Source organism: Streptomyces sp. NPDC004126 (genome assembly GCF_050275515.1).
Lineage (GTDB): Bacteria > Actinomycetota > Actinomycetes > Streptomycetales > Streptomycetaceae > Streptomyces.
This window is the reverse complement of sequence record NZ_JBNNPF010000007.1, coordinates 25,921-50,506: the sequence shown is the minus strand read 5'-3', so window position 1 is coordinate 50,506 and position 24,586 is coordinate 25,921. Positions and strand designations below refer to the sequence as shown.

Below are 24,586 nucleotides of genomic sequence, written 5' to 3'. Positions count from 1 at the left end.
TCCCCTACAGCTCGTCGGTCTGGTGGCGCAGGTCGGCCAGCAGCTCCAGGCCGTGGGCGGTGAAGTGCTCTGCCTGGAGTTCGAGCTGGGCCATCAGGTAGCGGACGGCCGGCATGCCCTCGTCGTAGGCGGCCTGGATATGCGTGCGCTCGTTGGGGGTCAGGTCGTCGCGGTCGAGTTCGGTCCGGCGGAACCGCAAGAGCTGGTTGTACACGCAGGTGGCGTGGAACGCCCGGTCGACCTCCCAGAACTGGTTCCGGGCCTCCCCCTGCGTCGCGCGCCACGCGATCTCGATCTTCGGGGAAGTCTTGGAGTCGTAGCCGTCGGCGAAGACCTGGTGCTGGAGGACGTGGAAGCTGACGGACTGGTGCACGCCCTCGTGCAGCAAGTTCTCCGCGAGGAAGAGGTGGGACGGCTCGTCGCTGACGGTGTTCGGCGGGATGTGGTGCCGCGCCTTCTCGGAGAAGACGATGACGTACGGGAGCGCCGGGTCGCTGGAGCTGGTCAGCGAGGAGGTGCGGACGCCCGGCTTGAGGCCCACCCACAGGAAGCCCCGAACGAACTCCCGGACGCGGGCGAAGCCCGCGGGGTGAACGGCGGCCAGGCGCTCCAGGGCCTGGGTGAGGGCCGCGTGGCGCTCGACGGTGTGCTCGACAATCTCGTAGTTGCTGAGGTTGATCTCGTCGGCGATCTGCGCGGGGAGGTCGGCGTCGAACCAGTCGAAGGCGGTTCCGGCGACGTGGACGAGGTCGCTGGCGAGGGTGCGGGCGTGCTCGGCGTAGGGGACGCCGGACTTCACGAGGCGTTCCATCAGGGCGAACGGCAGGGCCCTCTCTGCGCCGTCCTCGCGCAGGCGGATCAGCGCGGGGTCCTGGCGGCCGAGGTCGAAGAAGGAGCCGGGCTCTACGGTGGCGGTGATCTGCACGGCGGAATCTCCTTGGTCGGGGTGCGGGAAATGGCGGCGGGCCGGCCCGGCTGTCTGCTCCGAGTCGGCCCGCCATGCCGTCAGTCAGGCGGCATCAGGTTCGAGCTGGGGTCAGACGGCGGGCGTCTGCGGCTCGAACACCCCGTCCGGGACGGAGTGGTCCAGGCGCCGGGTCAGGGACTGGACGGCCACCTCCGGCTCGAACACGCCGTCCGGGACCGAGTGGTCCAGCCGACGCGTCAGGTTGCTGACCTGGATGCTTTCGGACATAGGAGGTACTTTCTTTCGCGAGAGAGCATCCCCTGCACCGCTGCGGTGCAGAGTGTGGTGCGGCCCGCCCCGGGCCGTAGGAGAGCGGGGCGGGAGTCTTTGGCGGTCAGCCCCGTTCGAGGCTGGACGGGTCCTTGATCACCCACTCCACCCCGCCGCCGGGCGGCCTGGCGAAGACGGCGTTGGCCATCACGACGCGGGTCTGGGGGTCTTCCCACTCGCCGATGAACTGGACGATGCCGTCCTTGCCCTCGATCGGGTCCTTGATCGCGGTCCCCTCGGACACCCAGCCGGGCACCGTCTGGCGCTGGCGCTCACGGGCGGGGCGGGACACGGTCACCACCCTCGAAGTCGGAGCGGCGCATGAACTTCTCCCAGCCGCCGGCCGCGCGGACGCGCAAGGCCCGGCTAGGCGCCCCGGGGGCGGATGCCTGTATGGCGAGGGTGCGTCCGCTGGCTCCGGGCTTCCGGCGCGGCAGGGAGGGGGTGCTCATGGCGTTGCTCCTCTCCGACGGGGGCGCAGCGGACCGCAGGACGGCGCGAGGATGAGGGCCCGCGGCCCGCTGCTTGGGGGACGTCAACGGCCTTTCCCCTTCTGGGTCCTGTCCGTTTCCGCGTCTTGAACGTACGGTCGCTGGGGACGCGATAGGACTGACTGGCAGTACGTGTTGGGGGACGGAGCGTCGTCGGGGGCTGGGCATGGCGGGTACACCGCCCGCACGGGGACGTGCGGCCACAGGAGCGATTGCGGGCTTTGTGCTGAGGTTGGCGCGGGAGAGCATCCCGCGCACGCAGGCGGCCATGGCGGAGGCGCTGGGCGTGGACCTGGGCACTTTGCAGGGCTGGGAGTCCGGTCGGCGACCACTGGCGAACATGAAGGCCGGGGCTCTGCTGAGTCTGCGGCGACGTCTTGGGGTCCTGGGTGCGGACGCGGGCGTGGTGGGGCTGCTCGATCCCGCGATGGACGCAGACCAGATCATCGGGGCCGCACTCGATCCGCCGGTGGAGATGGGGCTTCATCCGCTGGCGTCGTGGGTGCACACCAGGGACACCGCGCACATGCTGGCGTGGGCCTTGACCGGTACACCGCCGCCCGCTCTGGCGGGGCGGATCCCGGCTCCCCGCCGTGGCCCCTCCGCGTCGGCTCCACTGCTGGGTGCGGGAGAGCGCGGCCAGTTCTTCGAGCACCTGCGGGAGACGGCCGAGTCGGCCCGGCGCGGTGAGGGCGGGGTGCTGCTGCACCGCCAGGCCCTGTATCTGGCGTCGTACGACCGGGGGCCGGGGGCCGCATCGTGGACGGCGCACGCCTTGCACGCCCGGCGGGGAGTGCTGGGCCGCCGGGGATGGTCGGAACACTGGGCAGAAGCCCGGTCCACGGCAACGGCACTTGCCCGGCTGGGTGACCCGCAGCCGCTGCTCGACTTCATCGAGCGGTCGCTGGCCGGCGATGACACGGCGGAAGCCGCGAACCTGAACTACTGGGCGTACTGGCTCGGCGGCGTTCGCCTTCCACAGGCCGACGACGGGTTCATGCGCGACCGGGACCTGACGGGCTGGGATCCGGTGACGCTGCTGAGGGGGCTGACCTACGGGCTGCACTACGCGCCCGGATACGTGGACCTGTACGCCCACACGCTGTGGGCTCTGCTGACAGCGCACCCCTGGCTGCCCCGCGCCTCGGGGGTGCTGGTGCGGGACCTGGAGGAGCGTACCGAGCGGCTACTGGACGGGCGGGTGATCTCCGAAAGGTCGCGGCACGAACTGAGCGCGGTGCATTACGTTTTGCGTGATCGCACCTGAGAGCGGAGGTCAACACATGGCAGACGAGACGGCGAACGCGCAGGGAACGGCCGCGTTCATCTTCGAGATGGGCGTCATGAAGCAGGCCAAGCGGACCGGGTGGTGGTTCACCGGCAACAACAACCCCGAGTCGATCGCCGACCACTCGTTCCGCGTGGGCATCATCGGTGCCGTGCTGGCCATGATGGAAGGCGTGGACCCGGCGAAGGTCGCCCTGATGTGCCTCTTCCACGACACCCAGGAGACCCGGATCGGGGACATCCCGCACATCGGCCGCCGCTACATCGACGTCGTCGGCAATGTGGAGGTCACCGCGGATCAGGTGGCCCGCGTACACCCTGCCGTTCGCTCCGGTGTGCTGCGTGTGGTCGAGGCGTACGAGGCCAACGACACCCCCGAGGCGATCGTGGCCAAGGACGCGGACAAGTTGGAGTGCCTCGTGCAGGCGGTGGAGTACCGGGCGCAGGGCAACACGCTGGTTCAGGACTGGATCGACACATCGTTGGCCAGCCTCAAGACCGCGTCCGCGCAGGCCCTGGCCGAGGAGGCCCTGAACATGTCGCCGCTGGAGTGGCGGAAGAAGCACTTGGGCCAGTGACCCCGAGAATGCACGAAACCCCCGCAAGCCGGCGCGGTCAGAGCAGGGGCTTCGGGCTCCCTCAGACGGCCACCAAGAGGGAACGGCTGCTGCGCGATGACGCGGGGCTCAGTCCGGCATCGCCCAGTACGCGGCCCCCGTCCGGCACCGGGGACGCCGCAGCCCGAACTCCGGCTCCTCGCCCGTCCCGGCGGCGTGGGTCTCATGCGAGCCGCACCAGGGGCACCGGTCGAGGATCGTCCAGCGCCCGGACGGTTCAAGGCAGGCGACGGATGGAGCGGTGGGGATCTCGGGCACGAGCGGCCGGCGCGGGTAGGGCGGAGTGGGCATCGAGGGCCTTCCGGGACGCTGCGGATTGCTCCACGACGATATGCCGGGCCGGGTCCGGTTGCGCGGCCTCGGTCAGCGGCACTCGCTGTCGACCAGGTCGATCAGGGCGGCGGCTTCCTCCTTCGTCTTACCGGCCTTGATGAGGGCGAGGCCGTAGGCCAGCGCGCCGTTCTGCCGGTAGATCCGGCAGTTCTCTCCTTGCTCGGAAGGGGTCAGCTCCTCCCAGGCATGCCGTGCGAGGACCCTGTCCACGAAGCTGATCGAAACCGTCGGCTTCGGGGTGGGAGTGGTACCGGGGAGTCGGAGGGGGGTCGGGGGCGGGCTGTAAGAGTAGGAAGGGGCAGGTGTCGCGCTCGGAGAAGCAGTTGCCTCCGTTCCCGAGTCGGCAACAATCGCGGCGGTCAGCATGAGCCCGAGGATTCCGATGATCGAGCACACAACGACGGCGGGGGCTTTGGTGCGGGTCGAATTTTCCTCTTGCACACGTACCTCCGGGGAAGATGCCTGCGGGACCCGCGCACGATAGATCTTGAACACTGATCTATCCAGACCCGCGCCAGAAACGACGAAGCCCCCGCTGGCCGGCTCGGTGATGGGGCGGGGGCTGATTCCGGTGTCAGGGGGTGAAGTAGCGCACGACGCTGCGCTTGCCGTCGTCGATCTGCGGGACGGGCTGGTCGTACCAGCGCTCGTACGCTTCGTCGCCGGGTCCGAGCGGGTTCACCTCGATGGCCTTCTTCGACAGGATCCTCCCGTCGCGGTGCTGCTCGTAGGGGCCGTATATGCCGGTGATCTCGGCGATGGCACGGACCTTGCCGGTGTGCCAGAACAGGACGTGCGAGCACGCGGCACCGCGCTTGACACCGACGTCCCAGCACCAGCGGTTCAGCTCGATGATGTCCTCATCGGGAAGGCCAGGCTTCCAGCCGTTCGCGGGCCGCTGGGCGTAGTCGTCGTCCGGCACGCAGCCGGGGTAGTCCATGAGCTTGAGGACGAGTATCTCTGCCATGCGCTCCTCGCTTCGATTTCGTTCCGCGCGTCGCCGCCGCGGGCATGAGGAAGCCCCAATCGGCCAGAGTGGGGCTATCGACTTGATGGCTGCACGTCAGAGGGCGACGCTGGAGGCGATCTCAGGAGCCGTCTCGGAGCCCCCGATGAAGTACAGCGTCAGCTTCTTGATGTCCTTGCCGGTCTCGTACACGAGGTGCAGGTCAGTCGTCTTGCCCGCGCCCAGGTTCTTGTCCAGCGGCTCAGCGCTGTACGCGTTGTACTTGGGGTCGGCGGCACTCAGCATGAGCCACATGGGGGAGACGGGGGCGCAGTTCAGGTCGTCGTCCACGGCCGCGCTGAAGATGCGCTCGTCCAGCTTCTGAGGCTCGCCTGTCTTGTTGGTGACCGACAGGGCCAGCCCGACAGCGCGCTTACCGGCCTCTTCCTTGCCCTTGCGGGTGTACTCGTTGCCGATCGTGAAGGGGTCCGTGACCTCCTTCACCGTGATGTCGAACTTCTTCCCGCTGGCGGTGTCCCCCGGCTTGAGAACCCGGTAGTCCGCCGAGAGCGGAACCTTCGTGTAGGACGACATGCGACCGGCGCAGGAAAGGTCGACGGTTTGCGCGGTGGGCGACGGGGACGAGAGCGCCGACGTGTTCGGCGCCAGCGTGGGCGATACGTCCGCGGTGGGCTTGGCGCTGCCCTCGGTAGGGCCGCAGCCGGACAGCGCCAGGGCGGCGAGCGCAACAAGCGATATGGGGACGAACCTGGGGTTCAACACGGGTCCTTCGTTGTCGAAACGGGGAGGGCCGGACGGGTGTTGGCCCAGTGGGAGAAGGTGAGCGCCGCTCAGCTTAAACAGAATGTCAATCTGTGCCGGCGGTGCATATCGAGCCGTGATGTAAGTTCAGGCGATCCACCCGGAGTGGGTGGCGAACTGCACCGAAAACGACAAAGGCCCCCGCTGGCCAGCGGTATGCCGGGGCGGGGGCCGAATGTCTGCTGGACGTCACTTCACGAACTGGCCGATGACGGGGCCGGCCTTCCGCAGGTGCCGCTTCACCTCGCGCCATGCCAGATCCTGGTAGCGGACCGGTACATCCGCCTCCAGCATCAGGCCGAGCCGCTCCCACTCCTCCTGCGCCTTCTCCTTCTGGGAGCGCAGGTCACGTACGGCGCTCTCGGCCCGGCTCGCCTTCCAAGCGGTGCCCATGGCCTTGCCGAGCGCACCGAAGAGTTGTCGGGTGGAGGTGATCTGTGGCTGGGTCTCGGGATCGTCGGGGTCCGCTTCGGGATCGATTTGGAACTCTTCGCGGATCTCCTCCTGAAAGCGCTCCTCGCGCTGCTTGGCCTCTATCCGCTTGCGGTAGGCGTTGACGATTCGGTTGACGTCGCTGTCGAGGGCGGAGAGATCCTCGGGGTACCCCTCTCCGGCCGCAAGGGCGTCGCGCACGCCCTTGAGGGTGTTGGGCAGGGGCGTGGTCATCTCAGGATCCTCCATGGCGTTCGGGTTGGCCGGATCACGGTCAGGCGGCGATCAAGATACACAGTTTGTTGAACCGCCTATTGGTCGATAGCAGTGGTGAGACGGACATGAGAAGGGCCCTTCCGACAGGATCGGGAAAGCGGTACCTGCGGTATCCGGTACGCCCTGACCTGCGAGTACCACGTGTACCCGGGGTCAGGGGGTCTTCTGGGGGAGGGGCTCTTCCTCCCCCGTCTTCTGGGTCAGGTCGGGCACCAGGTGAACGGGAAGCTGGGGCAGTCGCTTGAGTGCTGCGGTCAGGTCCGTGTACTGGACGCCAAGGGCCTTGTCGCCGTTGACGCTGATCTTCTTCACGGGGATGTCGGCGGAGCGCAGGACGGCGGGGAACGCGTCGGGGGTCTTGTCCAGGAACAGGCCGGAACCCTGGAACCGTTGGAGGAGATCCACAGCGAGGACTCCCCCTTTGCGCTCCAGATGCGCGGCGGCCACCGCGTGCTCCACGAACACGCGCAGGGTCTGCCTCCAGGCTCCGAGGTCGTCGGTTGCGATCTCCTCCACCGGTTCCGCTTCGTCCTCCTCGGCGGCCTCCACGACCAGGCGCGCGGTTTCCGCCAGGACCTCGGCGGGGACGGGGCGGACGGACAGCTCGAACGGGGTATACCCCCGCGCGAAACAGGCAGTGACGCCCCCGAGCGTCGAGACCAGCAGCACCACCCCGTCCAGCAGCCACGAGCCCGCGGCGACCCCCGCGACGGGCATGGCCAGGGCGATGCAGCGCAAGACGGCGTGCTTCTTGCGGAGGTGCCCAACCTGCCCCGGGTCGACGTCGGAAATCTCGAAGTCGCCCAGGGCGGCAAGTGCAGCTTCGTGGCGCCGGGCCTCGTGTTCCGCGCCGGTGAGGTCGGACTGTGCGGCGGGGGCGAGTCCCCCGTCCTCAGCGGCGATCCGCTTGAGCTTGGTGGCCTTCTTGTGCGCGCGCCGGGCGTCGCGCTGGTGCTCTTCCACCGCTTCGGCGTGGGCTTCGGCGCGGGCTTTGATGACGCGGCGGAGAAGCTCCTCGCTGCTGATGGTGTGACCGCCGGCCCAGTGCGCGAGAAACACGGCGATGTGCCCGGCGCCGGCTGTGGTCCGGGTGATGAGGGGGCCCGGTTTGGCGCTCATCCGATGACCTGCTCTCCGAGCCAGGAGACGAGCGGGACGCCGATCATGGCGGCGGCCCCACCGAGGGAAGTCGCGATGCCCCAGGAAGCTCCGGAGAGGGCCAGAGCCCGCTCCCCCCACCCCTTCGCGAACCAGAGGAACAGGCACCAGACGACGACCGCGCACAGGGCGATCCACGATCCGGAGTAGCTGAGCACCTCGGTGACATGGATCTCGACCGCGCCCGCGCCTTCCTGGCCGATGGCCGTGCTGCCGACCTCGGCCCCGAGCTTGTTGCTGCTGCCGGTGAACCCGGCGGAGACCTTGCCCAGGTACCCGCCGGACACAGCGGAGGCGAGGACCATGACGGCGAAGGAGGACACCCAGGGGAGCCAGATGCGGCGCTTCTTCAGCGCCTTGACGGTGCGCCCGTTGCCGTAGAACACGGCCGCGGCGGTCACCACGAGAAGAAAGAAGCCGAACCCGGCGCTGGCTCGGGTGACGGCGTGCGTGAACTCGATCAGGTCCATCTCAGGCTCCCACAATCCAGATGGCGATCAGGTTGCGGGTCGGCTCGGCGAGGAGCGTTCCGCCTACGGCCGCGAAGAGCACCAGGGAGGAGATCCAGCGGCGGACCGTTCCCCCGGTCGCGAACCCGACCGCGCAGGCGAGGGAGGTGATGAACGCGGCGGCGAAGGCGGTGTGCACGGACCTCTCCTCGGCGAGGCGGAGGGCGACCTGCTCAGACCACACGACCGCCGGGAACAGGCCCACGCTCAGCACCGCGAGAGCGCGGAGCGGGCGCAGGCGCCGGACCGTGGCGCGTACGCGGTCCCAGTCGACGGAGTGGTGTGCGTCGCCCGATGCGACTGGAGACGATGGCGCCCACGCTGGTGGTGATCTTTTCCGGGAGTGGACGGCCGGCGACCACGTCGCGGATCTGCTCGGGACTCCACCCGGAAGCCAGCAGGCCATCGACCATGCGGCCCTGGTCCTGGAGCGTCTTGCCGGTCAGGCGGAAGGCGGGCAGCTCGTTGCCGAACGCGGTCAGCAGCAGCACCCCCTCGGTCGGGGCTACTGCGGCGCGGGGCGGAGCCTGCGGCGGCTTCTCCTCGGCGGCGGACTCATCCGTCCGTCCCTCCGTCTCGGCGTCGTTCGCGGGGACCCTCGCGGTACGGACGGACGGACGGGTCTTGGTCTTCTGCTGGTTGGTCTTCTTGGGGTTGTTCTTCTTAGTGGTCCGATTACCCGTCGCCGGATCATCCGTTGACGGAAAATCGTCCAACGGTTCCGACCTGCGGTTTTGTACGCGATCGAGCATGCCCGTCGCGTCGTCGCCGAGGAGGTCGAAGAGGTGGGCGGGGACGTCAGTGATGCGGTACCGCGCCTCGCCGAACGTGCCGTCGTCGTTGTGCTCCTGGCCGCGTTCGAGGTAGCCGAACTTCTCCAGTTCCTGGAGTCCGGTGGTGACCGCCGACTTGCCGTCGGTGCTCGACCTCACCAAGGCGGCCACGGTGACCGTGAAGCCGGCGCGGTGCGTGGAGATCAGACCGAAGATGCCCTTGGCCTTGAAGCTGATCCGGCGGTCCCGGAAGAGGGCGTTGGCGATCTGGGTGAAGTTGTCGGCCGCCATGGGGCCGCGCTGGATACCCGCGCCGTAGCTCATCGCGCCACCGCCGGAGCGGACGCGGGCCAGCAGGGCGCCGGGGTGACGAGTTCGGCCCCAGAAGTCGGGCTGTCTGGTGGCACGGCCGCATCAGGGCATGCCAAAATAGGCGTGTTCACGGGTTGCTCCGTGGAAAGCACCCGGAGCTGTTGACGCAGCGAAGGGCGCAAGGTGGAGGTCGCTCCACTGAAGAGGCCCGATCCACTTTGGACGGGACGGTTGCGAGCCGTCCCCGGTGGAGCGGGCCTCTTCTCGTTGTCGCGGCCCTGGGCGTCGTGAAGCAGCCCAGGTGACCCGTATGAGGGACCCACGCAGCTACGGACGTGAAGCTAACCGCCCACTCTGGGTAGCGTCAAACACTTCATCAGATCCCGGATGGCACCCATGGCCTGCGCATTTCTGGACAAACGAGTTCGAAATGACTGAGGCCCCGTCACCCTCTGTGAAGGGTTTCGGGGCCTCGTCGCAGTTGACGGTCCGCCATTGAATCGGCCACCCCTTGCACAGTTCTCGCACAAGGGGGCGGAAACCACTGGAAGACGTCGAGAGGTGTCGGAAGGTGTTTCCGCAGGTCAGCAGCCACTTTTGAGGAGGTGTCTGTAATGCCTGCTTGGTCACCTTATGTCGCGATCCCTAGATGTCCCGGAAGATCTCGATCTGCGCGCCCACCGAGTTGAGGCGCTCGGCGAGTTCCTCGTAGCCGCGGTTGATGACGTAGACGTTGCGCAGGACCGAGGTGCCCTCGGCCGCCATCATGGCCAGGAGGACGACCACCGCCGGGCGGAGGGCCGGCGGGCACATCATCTCGGCCGCGCGCCAGCGGGTGGGGCCCTCGACCAGGACGCGGTGCGGGTCCAGGAGCTGGAGGCGGCCGCCGAGGCGGTTGAGGTCGGTCAGGTAGATGGCCCGGTTGTCGTACACCCAGTCGTGGATCAGGGTCTTGCCCTGCGCGGACGCGGCGATGGCGGCGAAGAACGGGACGTTGTCGATGTTCAGCCCGGGGAAGGGCATCGGGTGGATCTTGTCGATCGGGGCTTCGAGCTTGGAGGGGCGGACCGTGAGGTCCACCAGGCGGGTGCGGCCGTTGTCGGCGACGTACTCCGCGGAGCGGTCGTGGTCGAGGCCCATCTCCTCCAGGACCGCGAGCTCGATCTCCATGAACTCGATCGGGACCCGGCGGATGGTGAGCTCGGACTCGGTGACGACCGCGGCGGCCAGGAGGCTCATCGCCTCGACCGGGTCCTCGGAGGGGGAGTAGTCCACGTCGGCGTCGATGACCGGGACGCCGTGCACGGTGAGGGTGGTCGTGCCGATGCCCTCGACCTTGACGCCCAGTGCCTCCAGGAAGAAGCAGAGGTCCTGGACCATGTAGTTCGAGGAGGCGTTGCGGATGACGGTGACGCCGTCGTGGCGGGCCGCGGCCAGCAGGGCGTTCTCGGTGACCGTGTCCCCGCGCTCGGTCAGGACGATCGGGCGGTCGGGGGAGACCCCCGCCTCGACCTTCGCGTGGTAGATGCCCTCGGTCGCGGTGATGTCCAGGCCGAAGCGGCGCAGGGCGATCATGTGGGGCTCGATGGTGCGGGTGCCGAGGTCGCAGCCGCCGGCGTACGGCAGGCGGAAGTGGTCCAGGCGGTGCAGCAGCGGGCCCAGGAACATGATGATGCTGCGGGTGCGGACGGCCGCGTCGGCGTCGATGGCGTCCATGTCGAGGCGGGCCGGCGGGACGATCTCCAGGTCCACGCCGTCGTTGATCCAGCGGGTGCGGACGCCGATGGAGTTCAGGACCTCCAGGAGGCGGTAGACCTCCTCGATGCGGGCGACCCGGCGCAGGACCGTGCGGCCCTTGTTGAGCAGGGAGGCGCACAGCAGTGCCACGCACGCGTTCTTGCTCGTCTTGACGTCGATGGAGCCGGACAGGCGGCGGCCGCCGACGACGCGCAGGTGCATCGGCCCGGCGTAGCCCAGGGAGACGATCTCGCTGTCGAGCGCTTCACCGATTCGGGCGATCATCTCAAGGCTGATGTTCTGATTGCCGCGCTCGATGCGGTTCACGGCGCTCTGGCTCGTGCCGAGGGCGTCCGCGAGCTGACTCTGCGTCCAGCCCCGGTGCTGCCGGGCGTCACGGATGAGCTTGCCGATGCGTACGAGGTAGTCGTCTGCCATGGGTGCACCGTATCTCAGATATGAGATGTGGATCGCCTGGGGTGTGGCGGACGGGTGTTATCGACCCGTCAGATTGCTCGTACGGCCCAACAGCGCTTGCGCCGCGCGGACTCCACCGGCGCCGGCGCCAACTCCCCTTTGTATCGGTATGCCGATCTTTTGGGGGGTGGAGTGCCAGTTGTTTCGGTTGTCGGATTTTGGGGTGTGATCGCGACAGCCGTGTCCGCGTCCGTGAGGTCCCGCCGGGCGGTGTCCGGGCATGCCGGAGCGGCCGCCCGGTGGACGGCTCCGGCGGGGCGCGAGGTGCGCACCTCGTGCCCGCCCCCCGACATGTACTAGAGTTATCTCGACATCGAGATATCTGCCGAAGGCGTACCGCAGCCGCCCCCGCTGGTAAGGGTTACCTAACTTAGCCTTACCTTAGCGGATTGGCCACAGGGCGTGGCGGCAGGATTGCGGTTATACGCGCGAGATCATGCATGAAGGAGACTGTCGTGTCGGCGAACAGCTTCGACGCCCGCAGCACGCTGCAGGTGGGCGACGAGTCGTACGAGATCTTCCGGCTGGACAAGGTTGAGGGCGCCGCCCGCCTTCCCTACAGCCTGAAGGTCCTGCTGGAGAACCTGCTCCGCACCGAGGACGGCGCGAACATCACCGCCGACCACATCCGGGCGCTCGGCGGCTGGGACTCCCAGGCGCAGCCCAGCCAGGAGATCCAGTTCACGCCGGCGCGCGTGATCATGCAGGACTTCACCGGCGTCCCCTGCGTCGTGGACCTCGCCACCATGCGTGAGGCCGTGAAGGAGCTCGGCGGCGACCCGTCCAAGGTCAACCCGCTCTCCCCGGCCGAGCTGGTCATCGACCACTCGGTCATCGCCGACAAGTTCGGCACCAAGGACGCGTTCTCCCAGAACGTGGAGCTGGAGTACGGCCGCAACAAGGAGCGCTACCAGTTCCTGCGCTGGGGCCAGACCGCCTTCGACGACTTCAAGGTCGTCCCCCCGGGCACCGGCATCGTCCACCAGGTCAACATCGAGCACCTGGCCCGCACGGTCATGGTCCGCAACGGCCAGGCGTACCCCGACACCCTCGTCGGCACCGACTCGCACACCACCATGGTCAACGGCCTCGGCGTGCTCGGCTGGGGCGTCGGCGGCATCGAGGCCGAGGCCGCGATGCTCGGCCAGCCGGTCTCCATGCTGATCCCGCGCGTCGTCGGCTTCAAGCTGACCGGCGAGCTGCCGACCGGCACCACCGCCACCGACCTGGTGCTCACGATCACCGAGATGCTGCGCAAGCACGGCGTCGTCGGCAAGTTCGTCGAGTTCTACGGTGAGGGCGTCGCCGCCACCTCCCTCGCGAACCGCGCCACCATCGGCAACATGTCGCCGGAGTTCGGCTCCACCGCCGCGATCTTCCCGATCGACGACGAGACGCTGAAGTACCTGCGCCTGACGGGCCGCGACGCCCAGCAGGTCGCGCTGGTCGAGGCGTACGCCAAGGAGCAGGGCCTGTGGCTGGACCCGGCCGCCGAGCCGGACTTCTCCGAGAAGCTGGAGCTCGACCTCTCCACGGTCGTCCCCTCCATCGCCGGCCCGAAGCGCCCGCAGGACCGCATCGTCCTGGCCAACGCCGCCCAGCAGTTCGCGGTGGACGTCCTGAACTACGTGGACGACGCCGACGAGGCGGGCAAGGAGTCCTTCCCGGCCTCCGACGCCCCGGCCGCCAGCAACGGCGTCCCGAGCCGCCCGACCCAGGTCACCCTGGCCGACGGCACCTCCTTCGAGATCGACCACGGCGCCGTCACCGTCGCCGCGATCACCTCCTGCACCAACACCTCGAACCCCTACGTCATGGTCGCCGCGGCGCTCGTGGCCAAGAAGGCGGTCGAGAAGGGCCTGACCCGCAAGCCGTGGGTCAAGACCACCCTGGCCCCGGGCTCGAAGGTCGTCACCGACTACTTCGACAAGGCCGGCCTGACCCCGTACCTCGACAAGATGGGCTTCAACCTCGTCGGGTACGGCTGCACCACCTGCATCGGCAACTCCGGTCCGCTGGACGAGGAGATCTCGAAGGCGATCAACGAGCACGACCTCGCGGTCACCTCGGTCCTCTCGGGCAACCGCAACTTCGAGGGCCGCATCAACCCCGACGTCAAGATGAACTACCTGGCCTCCCCGCCGCTGGTCGTCGCGTACGCCATCGCGGGCTCCATGAAGGTGGACATCACGTCGGAGGCCATCGGCACCGACACCGAGGGCAACCCGGTCTTCCTCAAGGACATCTGGCCCTCCGAGGCCGAGGTCAACGACGTCGTGGCCAACGCCATCGGCGAGGACATGTTCTCGAAGTCCTACCAGGACGTCTTCGCGGGTGACGCCCAGTGGCAGGCGCTGCCGATCCCGACCGGCAACACCTTCGAGTGGGACGCCGAGTCCACCTACGTCCGCAAGCCCCCTTACTTCGAGGGCATGACGATGGAGACCACCCCGGTCTCCGACATCGCCGGCGCCCGCGTGCTGGCGAAGCTGGGCGACTCGGTCACCACCGACCACATCTCCCCGGCCGGTGCGATCAAGGCCGACACCCCGGCCGGCAAGTACCTCACGGAGCACGGCGTCGAGCGCCGCGACTTCAACTCGTACGGTTCCCGCCGCGGCAACCACGAGGTCATGATCCGCGGTACCTTCGCCAACATCCGCCTGCGCAACCAGATCGCGCCGGGCACCGAGGGCGGCTTCACCCGCGACTTCACCGTCGAGGGCGCGCCGGTCGCCTTCATCTACGACGCCTCCCAGAACTACCAGGCCGCCGGCATCCCGCTGGTCATCCTGGCGGGCAAGGAGTACGGCTCCGGCTCGTCCCGCGACTGGGCGGCCAAGGGCACCGCGCTGCTCGGCGTCAAGGCCGTCATCGCCGAGTCCTACGAGCGCATCCACCGCTCGAACCTGATCGGCATGGGCGTCCTCCCGCTCCAGTTCCCCGAGGGCGCCACCGCGGCCTCCCTGGGCCTGACCGGCGAGGAGACCTTCTCCTTCACCGGTGTGGAGGAGCTGAACAACGGCACCACCCCGCGCACGGTCAAGGTCACCACCGACACCGGTGTCTCCTTCGACGCGGTCGTCCGCATCGACACGCCGGGTGAGGCGGACTACTACCGCAACGGCGGCATCATGCAGTACGTCCTGCGGAACCTCATCCGCGGCTAAGGGCGCGCCAGGCGGAGCGATCCGCCGTCAGTCGGCACCATAGGGCCGTACCCCCGTTAAGGGGGTGCGGCCCTTCCGCTTTTCGCGGCGGCGGTCCCAGGCAACGGACAGGTCTCAACTCGGAAAAGCCGGGAACGATCCTTGTGCACGATCTTGCTCAGCCGAGCGGAAGTGGACTATACCTGTGCCCGTCCGGGCCACCGCGCGACGAGCGGCCCCGGGCCGGGGGAAGCCGGGGGACCTGCGGTGATGCCCGCATGCACGGTAACTGCCGCTGTTTCCGGCCTCCTTCACACATCTGACGAAGGCGAGGACATGAGCATGGGATCCACTGGTGAGGGCCTCGGCCGCCGTGATCTGATCAAGCGTTCCGCAGCGCTCGGACTGATCAGCGTGCCGACGATGAGCTTCTTGTCCGCCTGCGCCTCCGGCGGTGAGGACACCACGAAGGGCCCCGACAAGGGGGCCGTTTCCAAGGAGAACCCCTTCGGCCTCGCCAAGGGCGGGAAGCTCGACGTGGTCATCTTCAAGGGCGGTTTCGGCGACGACTACGCGAAGGCCTGGGAGGCCGCGTTCGACAAGAAGTGGGGCACCACCAGCTCCCACCTGGCCACCCAGGAGATCGCGGCCAAGCTCCAGCCCCGGTTCAACGCCGGCAACCCGCCGGACGTCCTCAATGACTCCGGCGCGCAGATGATCAAGATCGACGTCCTGGCCAAGGGCGGCCAGCTCGCCGACCTGACCGCGCTCCTCGACTCCCCCTCGCTCGACGACCCGGCCAAGAAGGTCCGCGACACCCTGATCCCCGGCACGGTCGAACAGGGCTCCCAGGGCGGCAAGTTCGTCGCCCTCAACTACGTGTACACCGTTTTCGGCCTCTGGTACTCCGGCAAGCTCTTCAAGGAGAAGGGCTGGACCGAGCCCAAGACCTGGGACGAGTTCCTGGCCGTGTGCGCCAAGGCCAAGGAGGCCGGCATCGGCGGCCTGGCCCACCAGGGGAAGTACCCCTACTACATCAATGTCGTCATCATGGACCTGATCGCCAAGAAGGGCGGTCTGGAGGCCATGAAGGCCATCGACAACCTCGCCCCGAACGCCTTCGAGGGCAACCCGGCCGCCCTGGCCGCCGTCGAGGCGGTCTACGAGGTGGTCGAGAAGGGCTACCTCATGCCCGGCACGAACGGCCTGACCCACACCGAGTCCCAGACCGCCTGGAACCAGTACAAGGCCGCCTTCATCCCCTCCGGCTCCTGGCTGGAGAACGAGCAGCTCAAGCAGACCCCGGACGACTTCGACATGAAGTTCCTGCCGGTCCCCGTGCTCGCCGACAGCAAGCTGCCCTTCGCGGCCATCCGGGCCGGCGCCAACGAGGCCTTCGTCGTCCCCGAGAAGGCCGCCAACAAGGCCGGCGGCCTGGAGTTCCTGCGCTCCATGCTCTCCCGCGAGTGGTCCACCCTCTTCGCGCAGCAGGCCAACTCCCTCACCGTCGTCAAGGACGGCGTCGACCCGGGCGTCAAGCTCCGGCCGGGCACGCAGTCCGCCGTCGCCGCGGTCAAGGCCGCCGGGGCGGACACCTTCAACTACCTCTACCCCGACTGGTACAGCGAGATGGACTCCGAGATCCAGAACGCGTCCAATGAGCTGATGGCCCAGCGGATTCAGCCAAAGGAGTGGATCAAGCGGGCCCAGGCTGCGGTAGACAAGGCTGCCAAGGACCCCAACGCCAAGAACAACCACCGCAGCTGACCCCACGTCCACCGGCAGCTTCACAGGGACGGACACCATGAGCCAAGTAGCCCGGCGCAGGGGAAGGACCACCGGCTTCATCGCCGGCTTCCTCGTCCTGCCGCTCGCGCTGTACCTGACCTTCGTCATCTGGCCGTACGTTCAGACGTTCGGCTACTCCTTCACCAACTGGTCGGGCCAGTCGCCGACGTTCGACTTCGTCGGCCTGGAGAACTACTCCGCCCTGATGGACGACGAGGTCTTCCGCGGCGCCCTCTGGCACAACCTGCTGCTCCTGGTGTTCGTCCCCGTGATCACCATCCTGCTCGCCCTCTTCTTCGCCTTCATGGTGAACGCCGGAGGGCGCAGCGGGGCCGGCGGGGTGCGGGGCGTCCGCGGATCGGCCTTCTACAAGATCGTCTACTTCTTCCCCCAGGTCCTCTCCCTCGCGATCCTCGCCGTGCTCTTCGGCGCGGTGTACCGCAGCGACGAGGGCGGCCTGCTCAACGGCCTGCTCTCCCGGGTGGGCCTGGTCGACCCGGCCCACCCGGTCGAATGGCTCAACGACCCCGACCTCGTCCTGTGGTGCCTGCTCCTCGTGGTGGTCTGGCACGGCGTCGGCTTCTACCTCGTCCTCTTCTCCGCCGCCATGCAGTCCGTGCCCAAGGACATCTACGAGGCCGCCCTGCTCGACGGCGCCGGGCGCGCCCAGACCTTCTTCCGGGTGACGCTGCCCCTGCTGTGGGACTCTGTGCAGACCTCCGCGGTCTACCTGGGCATCGCCGCGATGGACATGTTCGTCCTGGTGTCGACCATGACCTCGGGCCAGTTCGGCGGCGGACCCGACCACCACAGCGAGGTCATGGCCACGGTGCTGATGCGCAACTTCCTCTACTTCGGCAAGAGCGGCTACGCCTGCGCCATGGGCGTGGTCATGCTCGTCCTGACCATGATCCTCTCCATCGTCACGCTGCGCGCCACCCGCCGCGAGCGCATCGAGTTCTGAGCGGGAGTCCACGATGACCACAGTGATCAAGGCACCGGGCGAGTCCTCCGCCGGACGCTCCGGCGGCGCCGGCCCGGGCGCCCAGGGCGGCGGGGGCCGCCGCTCCGACGGCCTGGTACTCAACGTCTTCTCGCACGGCTTCCTCGCCGTCTGGGCGGTACTGATCGTCCTGCCGCTCGTCTGGCTGGCCCTCGGTTCCTTCAAGACCGACACCCAGATCGGCGCCTCGGCCCTCAGCTGGCCCTCCAACTGGCACTTCGACGCCTTCGCCCGCGCCTGGGACAAGGGCATCGGCGGCTACTTCGGCCACACCCTGATCGTGATGGCCTTCTCGGTCCCGCTGACGATGCTGCTGGGCTCGATGGCCGCGTACGTCCTGGCCCGCTACCCCTTCCGGGGGAACCGGATCATCTACTACTTCTTCGTCAGCGGGGCGATGTTCCCCGTCTTCCTGGCGCTCGTACCGCTGTTCTTCATGGTCAGGCGCCTGGACATGCTCAACACCTACCAGGGTCTGATCCTGGTCTACGTCGCCTACTCGCTGCCCTTCACCGTCTTCTTCATGCACTCCTTCTTCCGCACCCTGCCGACGGCGGTGCACGAGGCGGCGGTGATCGACGGGGCCTCCGACACCCGGATCTTCTTCCAGGTGATGCTGCCGATGGCCAAGCCCGGCCTGATCAGCGTCGGGATATTCAACGTCCTGGGCCAGTGGAACCAGTACATCCTGCCCTCGGTGCTGATGCAGCCGCAGAGCGGGTCCGACCCCGAGCGGTACATGCTCACCCAGGGCCTGATCCAGCTCCAGTACCAGATGGGCTACGAGACGGACCTGCCGGTGCTGTTCGCCGGCGTGACCATCGCGATGATCCCGATGCTGGTGGTCTACCTGTCCTTCCAGCGCCAGATCCAGGCGGGCCTCACCTCGGCGACCCTGAAGTAGCCTTCCGCAGCTGGTACAGCCCCCCGGAACCGGGACCCCCGACCCTCTGGTGGATCCTGGGCTCCCGTGCGGTGCCGCCGACGCCCCACGCCGGCCAGTCGCACCCCGGCACGTCCAGGCGGACCCGCTGGGACCAGGGGTCCCGGCCGGGCTCGTACGACCAGGTGCCGGTGCCCGAGCAGCCCGGCGGGGTGCGGCCCGAGGTGTCGCCGGGGGAGTGCTCGGCGACACCGGAGGCGGTGACCCGGCCGTCCGCCGTGAAGGTCAGGGTGTTGCCGGTGTGGTCGGACCAGGTGCCGGCCAGGGCCGCCGGGCCGATCACCGGGGGCTCGTACGGGGGCAGCACTCCGGTGACGAGCCCGAGGGTGCCGAACAGGCCCGTCCCCGCCACCAGCGCCCCGCCCCACAGGGCCACCCGGCGCGTGAGTCCCCCGCCCCGGGGCCGGGCGGCCAGGGCCCCCGCCGAGAGCGAGGCCGTGGCCGCGGCCCAGAAGACCAGCGCGGGGCGGGTCGCCGCGTCGTTGTACCGGGCGAAGGCCCAGACGGGCGGCGCCAGCAGGGCGGCCACCAGCAGCGGTACGGAGCACCAGGCCGCGCGCCCGCCGAGCCGGCGGCCGAGCAGGTCGGACAGCGCGACCGCCGGCAGCACGAAGAGCAGCGACAGCAGGAACCCGATGACCCCGGTGAGGCCCGCGAGGGAGAAGAGGCCCGCTCCGACCCAGCCCCAGTCGGTCGGCGTGTCCGGTGGCGGCTGGGTCCGTACGTACAGCAGCGCCACCACGACGGTGAGCGCGACCTCCAGGTAGCCCACCAGGACCGAGACCGCCAAGACCCGCCCGTACGACCGTTTCTGACGCATGCCCGCCCCCTGCCGACCGTCCTGGACCCATACTGCCAGCCGGGCTGAACGTGTTCAATTCATTGCGCGGGGACGACCGACCAGCTGACCGCCGAGACCGACGGGTCGAGCGAGAGGCTGCTCACCGCCTCCTCCAGCGCCCGGCCCTTCTCGCCCTCCGCGGTCAGCAGCGCCGACACCGTCACCCGGCCGGGCAGCGGACCGTCCTGGCTGCGGATCTCCCGCAGCTGGTAGCCCGGCCGGGTGAGGGCGTCGACCAGCCGGTGGCGGATGTGGGCCTCCTCCGCCTCCAGGCACACGGCCTCGAAGTGGTAGTCGGCGGCCACCTCCGCCCCGCCGCCCGGCTCGCGGTCCAGGCGCCGGCCCAGCGGGCGCAGCAGGAGGTTGGCCCCCACCACGCCCGCCGTGCCGAAGGCGGCGAGGACGAACAGGCCCACCCCGGCCAGGCAGCCCACGGCCGCCGAGCACCACAGGGTGGCGGCCGTGTTCAGGCCCCGCACGCTCAGCCCGTCCCGCATGATCACCCCGGCGCCGAGGAAGCCGATCCCCGAGACGATCTGGGCGGCGACCCGCGAGCCGTCGTGGTTCACCTCGGAGACGGCGCTCAGGAAGCCGTACTGCGAGAGCAGGACGAACAGCGCCGCCCCGCCCGCCACCAGGGCGTTCGTCCGCAGTCCCGCCATCCGCGCGCGCCATTGGCGCTCCAGGCCGATGACCGAGCCGAAGCCGAGGGCCGCGGCGAGGTGTGCGGCCATCTGCCCTTGCGTGAGGAGGGTCATCGGCCTTCCTCCTTCCTTCCTTCCTGTCCTTCCGTGCGGCTAGAGCCAGGTGCCGAAGCGGCGGATGTACCAGGTCTTCACGAGCTGGGTGAGCGTGCAGTACGCGAGCAGCACGCCGACCAGCCACGGGAAGTACGCCGCCGGGAGGGCGACGAAGCCCAGCGAGGGGGCCAGCGGGGAGAAGGGCAGCCAGAGCCCGGTCAGTACCGCGAGGACGGTCATCGCCATCACCGGCCAGGAGGCGCGGGACTGGACGAAGGGGATCTTGCGGGTGCGGATCATGTGGACGATCAGGGTCTGCGAGAGCAGGCCCTCGATGAACCAGCCGGACTGGAAGAGCGACTGCTCGGCCGCCGTGTTCGCCGCGAAGACGTGCCACATGATCACGAACATCGCGATGTCGAAGATGGAGCTGATGGGGCCGATGGTGACCATGAAGCGGAAGATGCCCTTGGCGTCCCAGTTGCGCGGCTTGCGCAGGTACTCCTCGTCCATCCGGTCCCAGGGGGTGGCCAGCTGGGAGATGTCGTAGACCAGGTTCTGCACCAGCAGCATGATCGCGAGCATCGGCTGGAAGGGGATGAACGCGCTCGCCACCAGTACCGAGAAGACGTTGCCGAAGTTCGAGGAGGCCGTCATCTTGATGTACTTGATCGTGTTGCCGAAGGTGGTCCGGCCCTGGACCACGCCCCGTTCCAGGACGGTCAGGTCCTTCTCCAGCAGGATGATGTCCGCCGACTCCTTGGCGATGTCCACGGCGGTGTCGACCGAGATGCCGACGTCGGCGTCGCGCAGGGCGGCCGCGTCGTTGATGCCGTCGCCGAGGAAGCCGACGGTGTGCCCCTCGGCCTGGAGGGCCCGGACGATCCGGGCCTTCTGGACCGGATTGGCCTTGGCGAAGACGGTCGTACGGGCGGCCAGTGCGCGCAGCTCCGCGTCGTCGAGGGCGTCCACCTCGGAGCCCGAGACCACGTGGCCCACCTCGATGCCGACCTCGGCGCAGACCCGGGCGGCGACGAGCTCGTTGTCGCCGGTGACCACCTTCACCGCGATGCCCTTGTCCGCCAGGCCCTGCAGGGCGGCGGCCGCGGAGGCCTTCGGCGGGTCGAGGAAGGCGAGGAAGCCGACCAGGGTCAGCCCGTCCTCGTCCGCGACGGTGTAGGTGTCGCGGGGCTCGGCGACGGTGCGGGTGGCCACCGCCAGGACCCGCAGGCCCTGCCGGTTGTTCTCCTCGGCGATCCGGGTCGCGGCGAGGCGCAGTCCGTCGGTCAGCTCGACCTTCTCGCCGCGGTCGGTCATGTGGGTGCAGAGGGCGAGGACCTCCTCGACCGCACCCTTGGTGATCATGACGTGTTCGGGCCGGCCGACGGCCCCCGCCATGCCGTTGCGGTTGAGCACCACGGACATCCGGCGCCGGGCGAAGTCGAAGGGGATCTCGTCGACCATCGAGAACCGTGCGTCGACGACAACCTCCTCGGCCTCGTCGACGCGGTCGATGACCGCCTGGTCCAGCAGGTTCTTCAGGCCGGTCTGGAAGTGGGCGTTGAGGTACCCGTACTCCAGGACCTCGCCGTCCTCGGCGCCGTGCACGTCCAGGTAGCGGTCCAGGACGATCCGGTCCTCGGTGAGGGTGCCGGTCTTGTCCGTGCAGAGCACGTCCATCGCGCCCAGGTTCTGGATCGCGTTCAGCCGCTTGACGACGACCTTGCGCTTGGACATGGCGACCGCGCCGCGCGCCAGGTTGGCGGAGACGACCATCGGCAGCATCTCGGGGGTGAGGCCCACCGCGACGGCGATGCCGAACAGGAAGGCCTCGTTCCAGTCGCCCTTGGTGAGGCCGTTGACCATGAAGACGACGGGGACCATCACCAGCATGAAGCGGATCAGCAGGAAGCTGACCTTGCGCACGCCCGTGTCGAAGTTGGTCTGCGGGCGCTCGCCGACCAGGGTGCCGGCCATGGAACCGAAGTAGGTGTCGGCGCCGGTGGCGACGACCACGCCGGTGGCGGTGCCCGAGGTCACCGAAGTGCCCATCAGGCAGAGGTTGTCGGCCTCCACCGGGTCGGTGGTCGCGTCCTGGCCGAGGTCCTCCGCGCGAGTGTCGGCCTTGGCGACCGGCAACGACTCGCCGGACAGCGCCGCCTGGCCGACCATCAGGTCCTTGGAGGTGATCAGCCGCAGGTCGGCCGGGATCAGGTCGCCGGCGGCCAGTTTGACCAGGTCGCCCGGGACCACCCGGTCCATCGGCACCTCGAAGGTGGTGGGCGCCGATCCGCTGCCGGCCCGGCGCTGCACCGCGCAGGTGGTGGTGACGAGCTTCTTCAGGGCGTCGGCCGCCCGGCCCGAGCGGTACTCCTGCCAGAACCGCAGCAGCCCGCTGACCGCCACCATCACGGAGAGGATGACGACCCCGGGATCCGCCGGGTCCTGCCAGAACATGACGGCGGCCAGGAAGACCAGGACGCCGATGAAGGGGTTGCAGAAGGCCTTCGCGAGCTGCGTGATCCACAGCGGGGTGCGCTCCTGGGCGACGACGTTGGGGCCGTGCCGCTCCAGCCGCCGGGCCGCCTCGTCGTGGGTGAGGCCGCTCCGGGAGGTGTCGGTGTCCTGGAGGACCCGTACGGCCGGGCGGGCGCTGATCGCGGCCAGGCGCTCGCCGGCCAGGCGGGTGGCGGTTTCGAGCTCGGCGGCCCTGCGCTCGCGGCGGCCGCGGCCCGGCGGCGCGAGCTTCGCGGGGGTACGAGGGGTGAGCATGGTCATGGTGAATACCTCCCTCCACGGCGTCCGGGCAGCGCGGAGCCGCGCGGTGACGTGGAGTGATCGATGTGCGGCGCGGGGTGGCGCGGAGCGCCACGGGGTGCGCCGCGGACACGGATGACGTATGCCTGACAGGAGAGTCGGGGCATGCGAAAGGAGAGGGGAAGCGGGGTCCCGCAACGGGGCCGGCGCGGGCGCGGCACGGGAACGGCGCGGTGCCGTGGCCGTGGGCGTACGCGGAAGGTCAGCCGATCAGCGGGGCGAGGGCCCGGACGGTCGGCGGGTCAGCCGGCGCAGGCGCGGCGAGGACTTCGATCGGGACTCATCCCGAACACCTCCTCGCGTAGCGCTGTCACGGCATGGCGCGCGGTCCGGCCGGAAAGGCCGCAGAGGACCGGCGCCTCAGCGACCGTAACACGATCTCGGCAGCCCTTGTTCATACTTTCGGGCTATGTGTCCGGTTCGCTCTGTCTCAGGCTCTTGACGGCGGAGTGGGCAAAGGCTCGACTTAAGGTTCACAAGTTGGAGAGACGCCGGGGTCTCGGAGCACGCAGCCGCGATACCGGCCGGGGGGCGACGGATGGCCGTCGCTTATGGGCAGGAGTGGATGAGTCGTGCAGACTCCCGGATCGCAGTCCTCGCTGCATCGCGCGAACCTGGAGAGAGTCGTGCGGGCCGTGCGCCTCGCCGGTTCGCTGACCCAGGCGGAGATCGCCCGCACCACCGGACTGTCGGCGGCCACGGTCTCCAACATCGTCCGCGAACTGAAGGAGAGCGGCACCGTCGAGGTCACCGACACCTCGGCCGGCGGCCGCCGGGCCCGCAGCGTCTCGCTCAGCGGGGACGCGGGCATCGTCATCGGAGTGGACTTCGGCCACACCCACCTGCGGGTGGCCGTGGGCAACCTGGCGCACCAGGTGCTCGCCGAGGAGGCCGAGCCGCTGGATGTGGACGCCTCCTGGGTGGAGGGCTTCGACCGGGCGGAATCCCTGGTCGGACGGCTGGTCCAGGGCGTCGGGGTGGCCCGCGACAAGGTCATCGGCGTCGGGCTCGGCGTCCCCGGCCCGATCGACGTGGAGTCCGGAACCCTGGGCTCGACGGCGATCCTGCCGGGCTGGGCCGGGATCAACCCGCGCCAGGAGCTCTCGCAGCGCCTGGGCGTGCCCGTCTACGTGGACAACGACGCGAACCTCGGCGCACTGGGGGAACTCGTCTGGGGCAGCGGCCGGGGGGTCCGCGACCTGGCGTACATCAAGGTCGCGAGCGGTGTGGGCGCGGGCCTGGTGATCAACGGCCAGATCTACCGGGGGCCCGGCGGCACGGCCGGGGAGATCGGGCACATCACCCTGGACGAGTCGGGGCCCGTCTGCCGCTGCGGCAACCGCGGCTGCCTGGAGACCTTCGCGGCCGCGCGGTACGTGCTGCCGTTGCTCCAGGGCACGCACGGACCGGAACTGACGATGGAGAAGGTGGTCGAGCTGGCCCGCGGCGGGGACCCCGGCTGCCGCCGGGTCATCACCGACGTGGGCCGGCACATCGGCAGTGGCGTGGCCAGCCTGTGCAACCTCCTGAACCCGAGCCGGATCGTGCTGGGCGGCTCGCTGGCGGAGGCCGGCGAGCTGGTGCTCGCGCCGATCCGCGAGTCCGTGGGGCGGTACGCCATCCCGAGCGCCGCCCGCCAGCTGTCGGTCCTGACGGGGTCGTTGGGCAACCGCGCGGAAGTACTCGGCGCACTGGCCCTCGTACTCAGCGAGATGGGCGATTCGACGCTTTTGGCGGAAAATGGCATTGGGGTGCGAGCCCCCGCCGCCATGTCTTCAGGTAGATAACGGATGGCACCGTTGTCATCTCGTTAAGGATTCACTCCTTGACGGCAAACCGCGGCCGGGGTTGACTCACGTCCACCTCGGCCGCAGCGTTGCGGCCTCGTCAGGGAGGTT

23 protein-coding genes are annotated in these 24,586 nt (G+C 69.0%); 7 read left to right on the top strand and 16 right to left on the bottom strand.

The genetic code is table 11. From position 1 onward, the window contains the following. Positions 1 to 4: 4 nt before the first annotated feature. The 4 genes from ACQKM2_RS09000 to ACQKM2_RS08985 form a co-directional block, all read right to left on the bottom strand. Positions 5 to 925, bottom strand: a complete 921-nt coding sequence (locus tag ACQKM2_RS09000; protein ID WP_427707878.1) for a hypothetical protein — start codon at positions 923 to 925, stop codon at positions 5 to 7. Between the two features lie 111 nt (positions 926 to 1,036). Beyond that, positions 1,037 to 1,195, bottom strand: coding sequence for a hypothetical protein (locus ACQKM2_RS08995; protein WP_427707876.1), 159 nt, complete (start codon positions 1,193 to 1,195; stop codon positions 1,037 to 1,039). Between the two features lie 106 nt (positions 1,196 to 1,301). Further along, positions 1,302 to 1,529, bottom strand: coding sequence for a hypothetical protein (locus ACQKM2_RS08990; protein WP_361940286.1), 228 nt, complete (start codon positions 1,527 to 1,529; stop codon positions 1,302 to 1,304). Beyond that, positions 1,510 to 1,689: a hypothetical protein gene (locus ACQKM2_RS08985; protein ID WP_427707873.1), complete on the bottom strand. Its 180-nt coding sequence runs from the start codon at positions 1,687 to 1,689 to the stop codon at positions 1,510 to 1,512. The genes ACQKM2_RS08990 and ACQKM2_RS08985 overlap by 20 nt, the downstream gene beginning before the upstream one ends. 307 nt (positions 1,690 to 1,996) lie before the next feature. On the opposite strand from ACQKM2_RS08985, the gene ACQKM2_RS08980 reads away from it, so the two are divergent. Both ACQKM2_RS08980 and ACQKM2_RS08975 read left to right on the top strand, forming a co-directional pair. Then, a complete protein-coding gene (locus tag ACQKM2_RS08980; protein ID WP_427707870.1) occupies positions 1,997 to 2,995 on the top strand; it encodes an XRE family transcriptional regulator in 999 nt (332 codons plus the stop codon). 16 nt (positions 2,996 to 3,011) lie between these two features. Continuing rightward, positions 3,012 to 3,593, top strand: coding sequence for an HD domain-containing protein (locus ACQKM2_RS08975; protein ID WP_427707868.1), 582 nt, complete (start codon positions 3,012 to 3,014; stop codon positions 3,591 to 3,593). Between the two features lie 402 nt (positions 3,594 to 3,995). Here the strand turns inward: ACQKM2_RS08975 and ACQKM2_RS08970 are convergent, their stop codons facing one another. The 9 genes from ACQKM2_RS08970 to ACQKM2_RS08930 all read right to left on the bottom strand — a co-directional run bounded on the left by ACQKM2_RS08970 (position 3,996) and on the right by ACQKM2_RS08930 (position 11,368). Continuing rightward, positions 3,996 to 4,175: a hypothetical protein gene (locus tag ACQKM2_RS08970; RefSeq protein ID WP_427707865.1), complete on the bottom strand. Its 180-nt coding sequence runs from the start codon at positions 4,173 to 4,175 to the stop codon at positions 3,996 to 3,998. A 364-nt stretch (positions 4,176 to 4,539) separates the two neighbouring features. Beyond that, positions 4,540 to 4,932 (bottom strand): hypothetical protein, encoded by a 393-nt coding sequence (locus ACQKM2_RS08965; RefSeq protein ID WP_427707862.1) that lies wholly within the window; start codon positions 4,930 to 4,932, stop codon positions 4,540 to 4,542. A 96-nt stretch (positions 4,933 to 5,028) separates the two neighbouring features. Continuing rightward, complete coding sequence (locus ACQKM2_RS08960) at positions 5,029 to 5,505, bottom strand: hypothetical protein (RefSeq protein WP_427707861.1); 477 nt, start codon at positions 5,503 to 5,505, stop codon at positions 5,029 to 5,031. Positions 5,506 to 5,922: 417 nt separating this feature from the next. Further along, a complete protein-coding gene (locus ACQKM2_RS08955; RefSeq protein WP_427707858.1) occupies positions 5,923 to 6,399 on the bottom strand; it encodes a hypothetical protein in 477 nt (158 codons plus the stop codon). Positions 6,400 to 6,594: 195 nt separating this feature from the next. Next, positions 6,595 to 7,560 (bottom strand): hypothetical protein, encoded by a 966-nt coding sequence (locus ACQKM2_RS08950; RefSeq protein ID WP_427707857.1) that lies wholly within the window; start codon positions 7,558 to 7,560, stop codon positions 6,595 to 6,597. Further along, a complete protein-coding gene (locus ACQKM2_RS08945; RefSeq protein ID WP_427707855.1) occupies positions 7,557 to 8,069 on the bottom strand; it encodes a hypothetical protein in 513 nt (170 codons plus the stop codon). Before ACQKM2_RS08945 ends, ACQKM2_RS08950 begins: the two co-directional genes overlap by 4 nt. A 1-nt stretch (position 8,070) precedes the next feature. Next, complete coding sequence (locus tag ACQKM2_RS08940) at positions 8,071 to 8,292, bottom strand: hypothetical protein (protein ID WP_427707853.1); 222 nt, start codon at positions 8,290 to 8,292, stop codon at positions 8,071 to 8,073. Further along, entirely contained in the window at positions 8,282 to 9,205 is a 924-nt protein-coding gene (locus ACQKM2_RS08935; protein WP_427707851.1) for a hypothetical protein, read from the bottom strand. The genes ACQKM2_RS08940 and ACQKM2_RS08935 overlap by 11 nt, the downstream gene beginning before the upstream one ends. Before the next feature lie 633 nt (positions 9,206 to 9,838). Further along, positions 9,839 to 11,368: a helix-turn-helix domain-containing protein gene (locus ACQKM2_RS08930; RefSeq protein WP_427707849.1), complete on the bottom strand. Its 1,530-nt coding sequence runs from the start codon at positions 11,366 to 11,368 to the stop codon at positions 9,839 to 9,841. A 494-nt stretch (positions 11,369 to 11,862) separates the two neighbouring features. Here ACQKM2_RS08930 and acnA point away from each other — a divergent pair, with 494 nt between their 5' ends. The 4 genes from acnA (at position 11,863) to ACQKM2_RS08910 (ending at position 18,251) form a co-directional block, all read left to right on the top strand. Further along, on the top strand, positions 11,863 to 14,577 hold the full coding sequence (gene acnA / locus ACQKM2_RS08925) for an aconitate hydratase AcnA (protein ID WP_427707846.1): 2,715 nt from the start codon (positions 11,863 to 11,865) through the stop codon (positions 14,575 to 14,577). A gap of 321 nt (positions 14,578 to 14,898) precedes the next feature. Next, positions 14,899 to 16,323 (top strand): N-acetylglucosamine/diacetylchitobiose ABC transporter substrate-binding protein, encoded by a 1,425-nt coding sequence (ngcE, locus tag ACQKM2_RS08920; RefSeq protein WP_427707843.1) that lies wholly within the window; start codon positions 14,899 to 14,901, stop codon positions 16,321 to 16,323. 37 nt (positions 16,324 to 16,360) lie between these two features. Continuing rightward, positions 16,361 to 17,308, top strand: a complete 948-nt coding sequence (locus ACQKM2_RS08915) for a carbohydrate ABC transporter permease (protein ID WP_427707841.1) — start codon at positions 16,361 to 16,363, stop codon at positions 17,306 to 17,308. A gap of 13 nt (positions 17,309 to 17,321) precedes the next feature. Further along, positions 17,322 to 18,251 (top strand): carbohydrate ABC transporter permease, encoded by a 930-nt coding sequence (locus tag ACQKM2_RS08910; RefSeq protein ID WP_427707839.1) that lies wholly within the window; start codon positions 17,322 to 17,324, stop codon positions 18,249 to 18,251. On the opposite strand, the gene ACQKM2_RS08905 is transcribed toward ACQKM2_RS08910, so the two are convergent. Genes ACQKM2_RS08905 through mgtA form a run of 3 tightly spaced genes read right to left on the bottom strand, consistent with a single transcriptional unit; the run spans position 18,229 to position 22,649 of the window. Next, positions 18,229 to 19,110, bottom strand: coding sequence for a hypothetical protein (locus tag ACQKM2_RS08905; RefSeq protein WP_427707837.1), 882 nt, complete (start codon positions 19,108 to 19,110; stop codon positions 18,229 to 18,231). The genes ACQKM2_RS08910 and ACQKM2_RS08905 overlap by 23 nt on opposite strands. 59 nt (positions 19,111 to 19,169) lie before the next feature. Next, positions 19,170 to 19,889 carry an MgtC/SapB family protein gene (locus ACQKM2_RS08900; protein ID WP_427707836.1) on the bottom strand — a complete coding sequence of 240 codons (720 nt, stop codon included), beginning with the start codon at positions 19,887 to 19,889 and terminating at the stop codon, positions 19,170 to 19,172. Between the two features lie 39 nt (positions 19,890 to 19,928). Further along, positions 19,929 to 22,649 (bottom strand): magnesium-translocating P-type ATPase, encoded by a 2,721-nt coding sequence (gene mgtA, locus ACQKM2_RS08895; RefSeq protein ID WP_427707833.1) that lies wholly within the window; start codon positions 22,647 to 22,649, stop codon positions 19,929 to 19,931. Between the two features lie 611 nt (positions 22,650 to 23,260). On the opposite strand from mgtA, the gene ACQKM2_RS08890 reads away from it, so the two are divergent. Then, positions 23,261 to 24,475: an ROK family transcriptional regulator gene (locus ACQKM2_RS08890; protein WP_427707831.1), complete on the top strand. Its 1,215-nt coding sequence runs from the start codon at positions 23,261 to 23,263 to the stop codon at positions 24,473 to 24,475. The last annotated feature ends 111 nt before the right edge of the window (positions 24,476 to 24,586 follow it).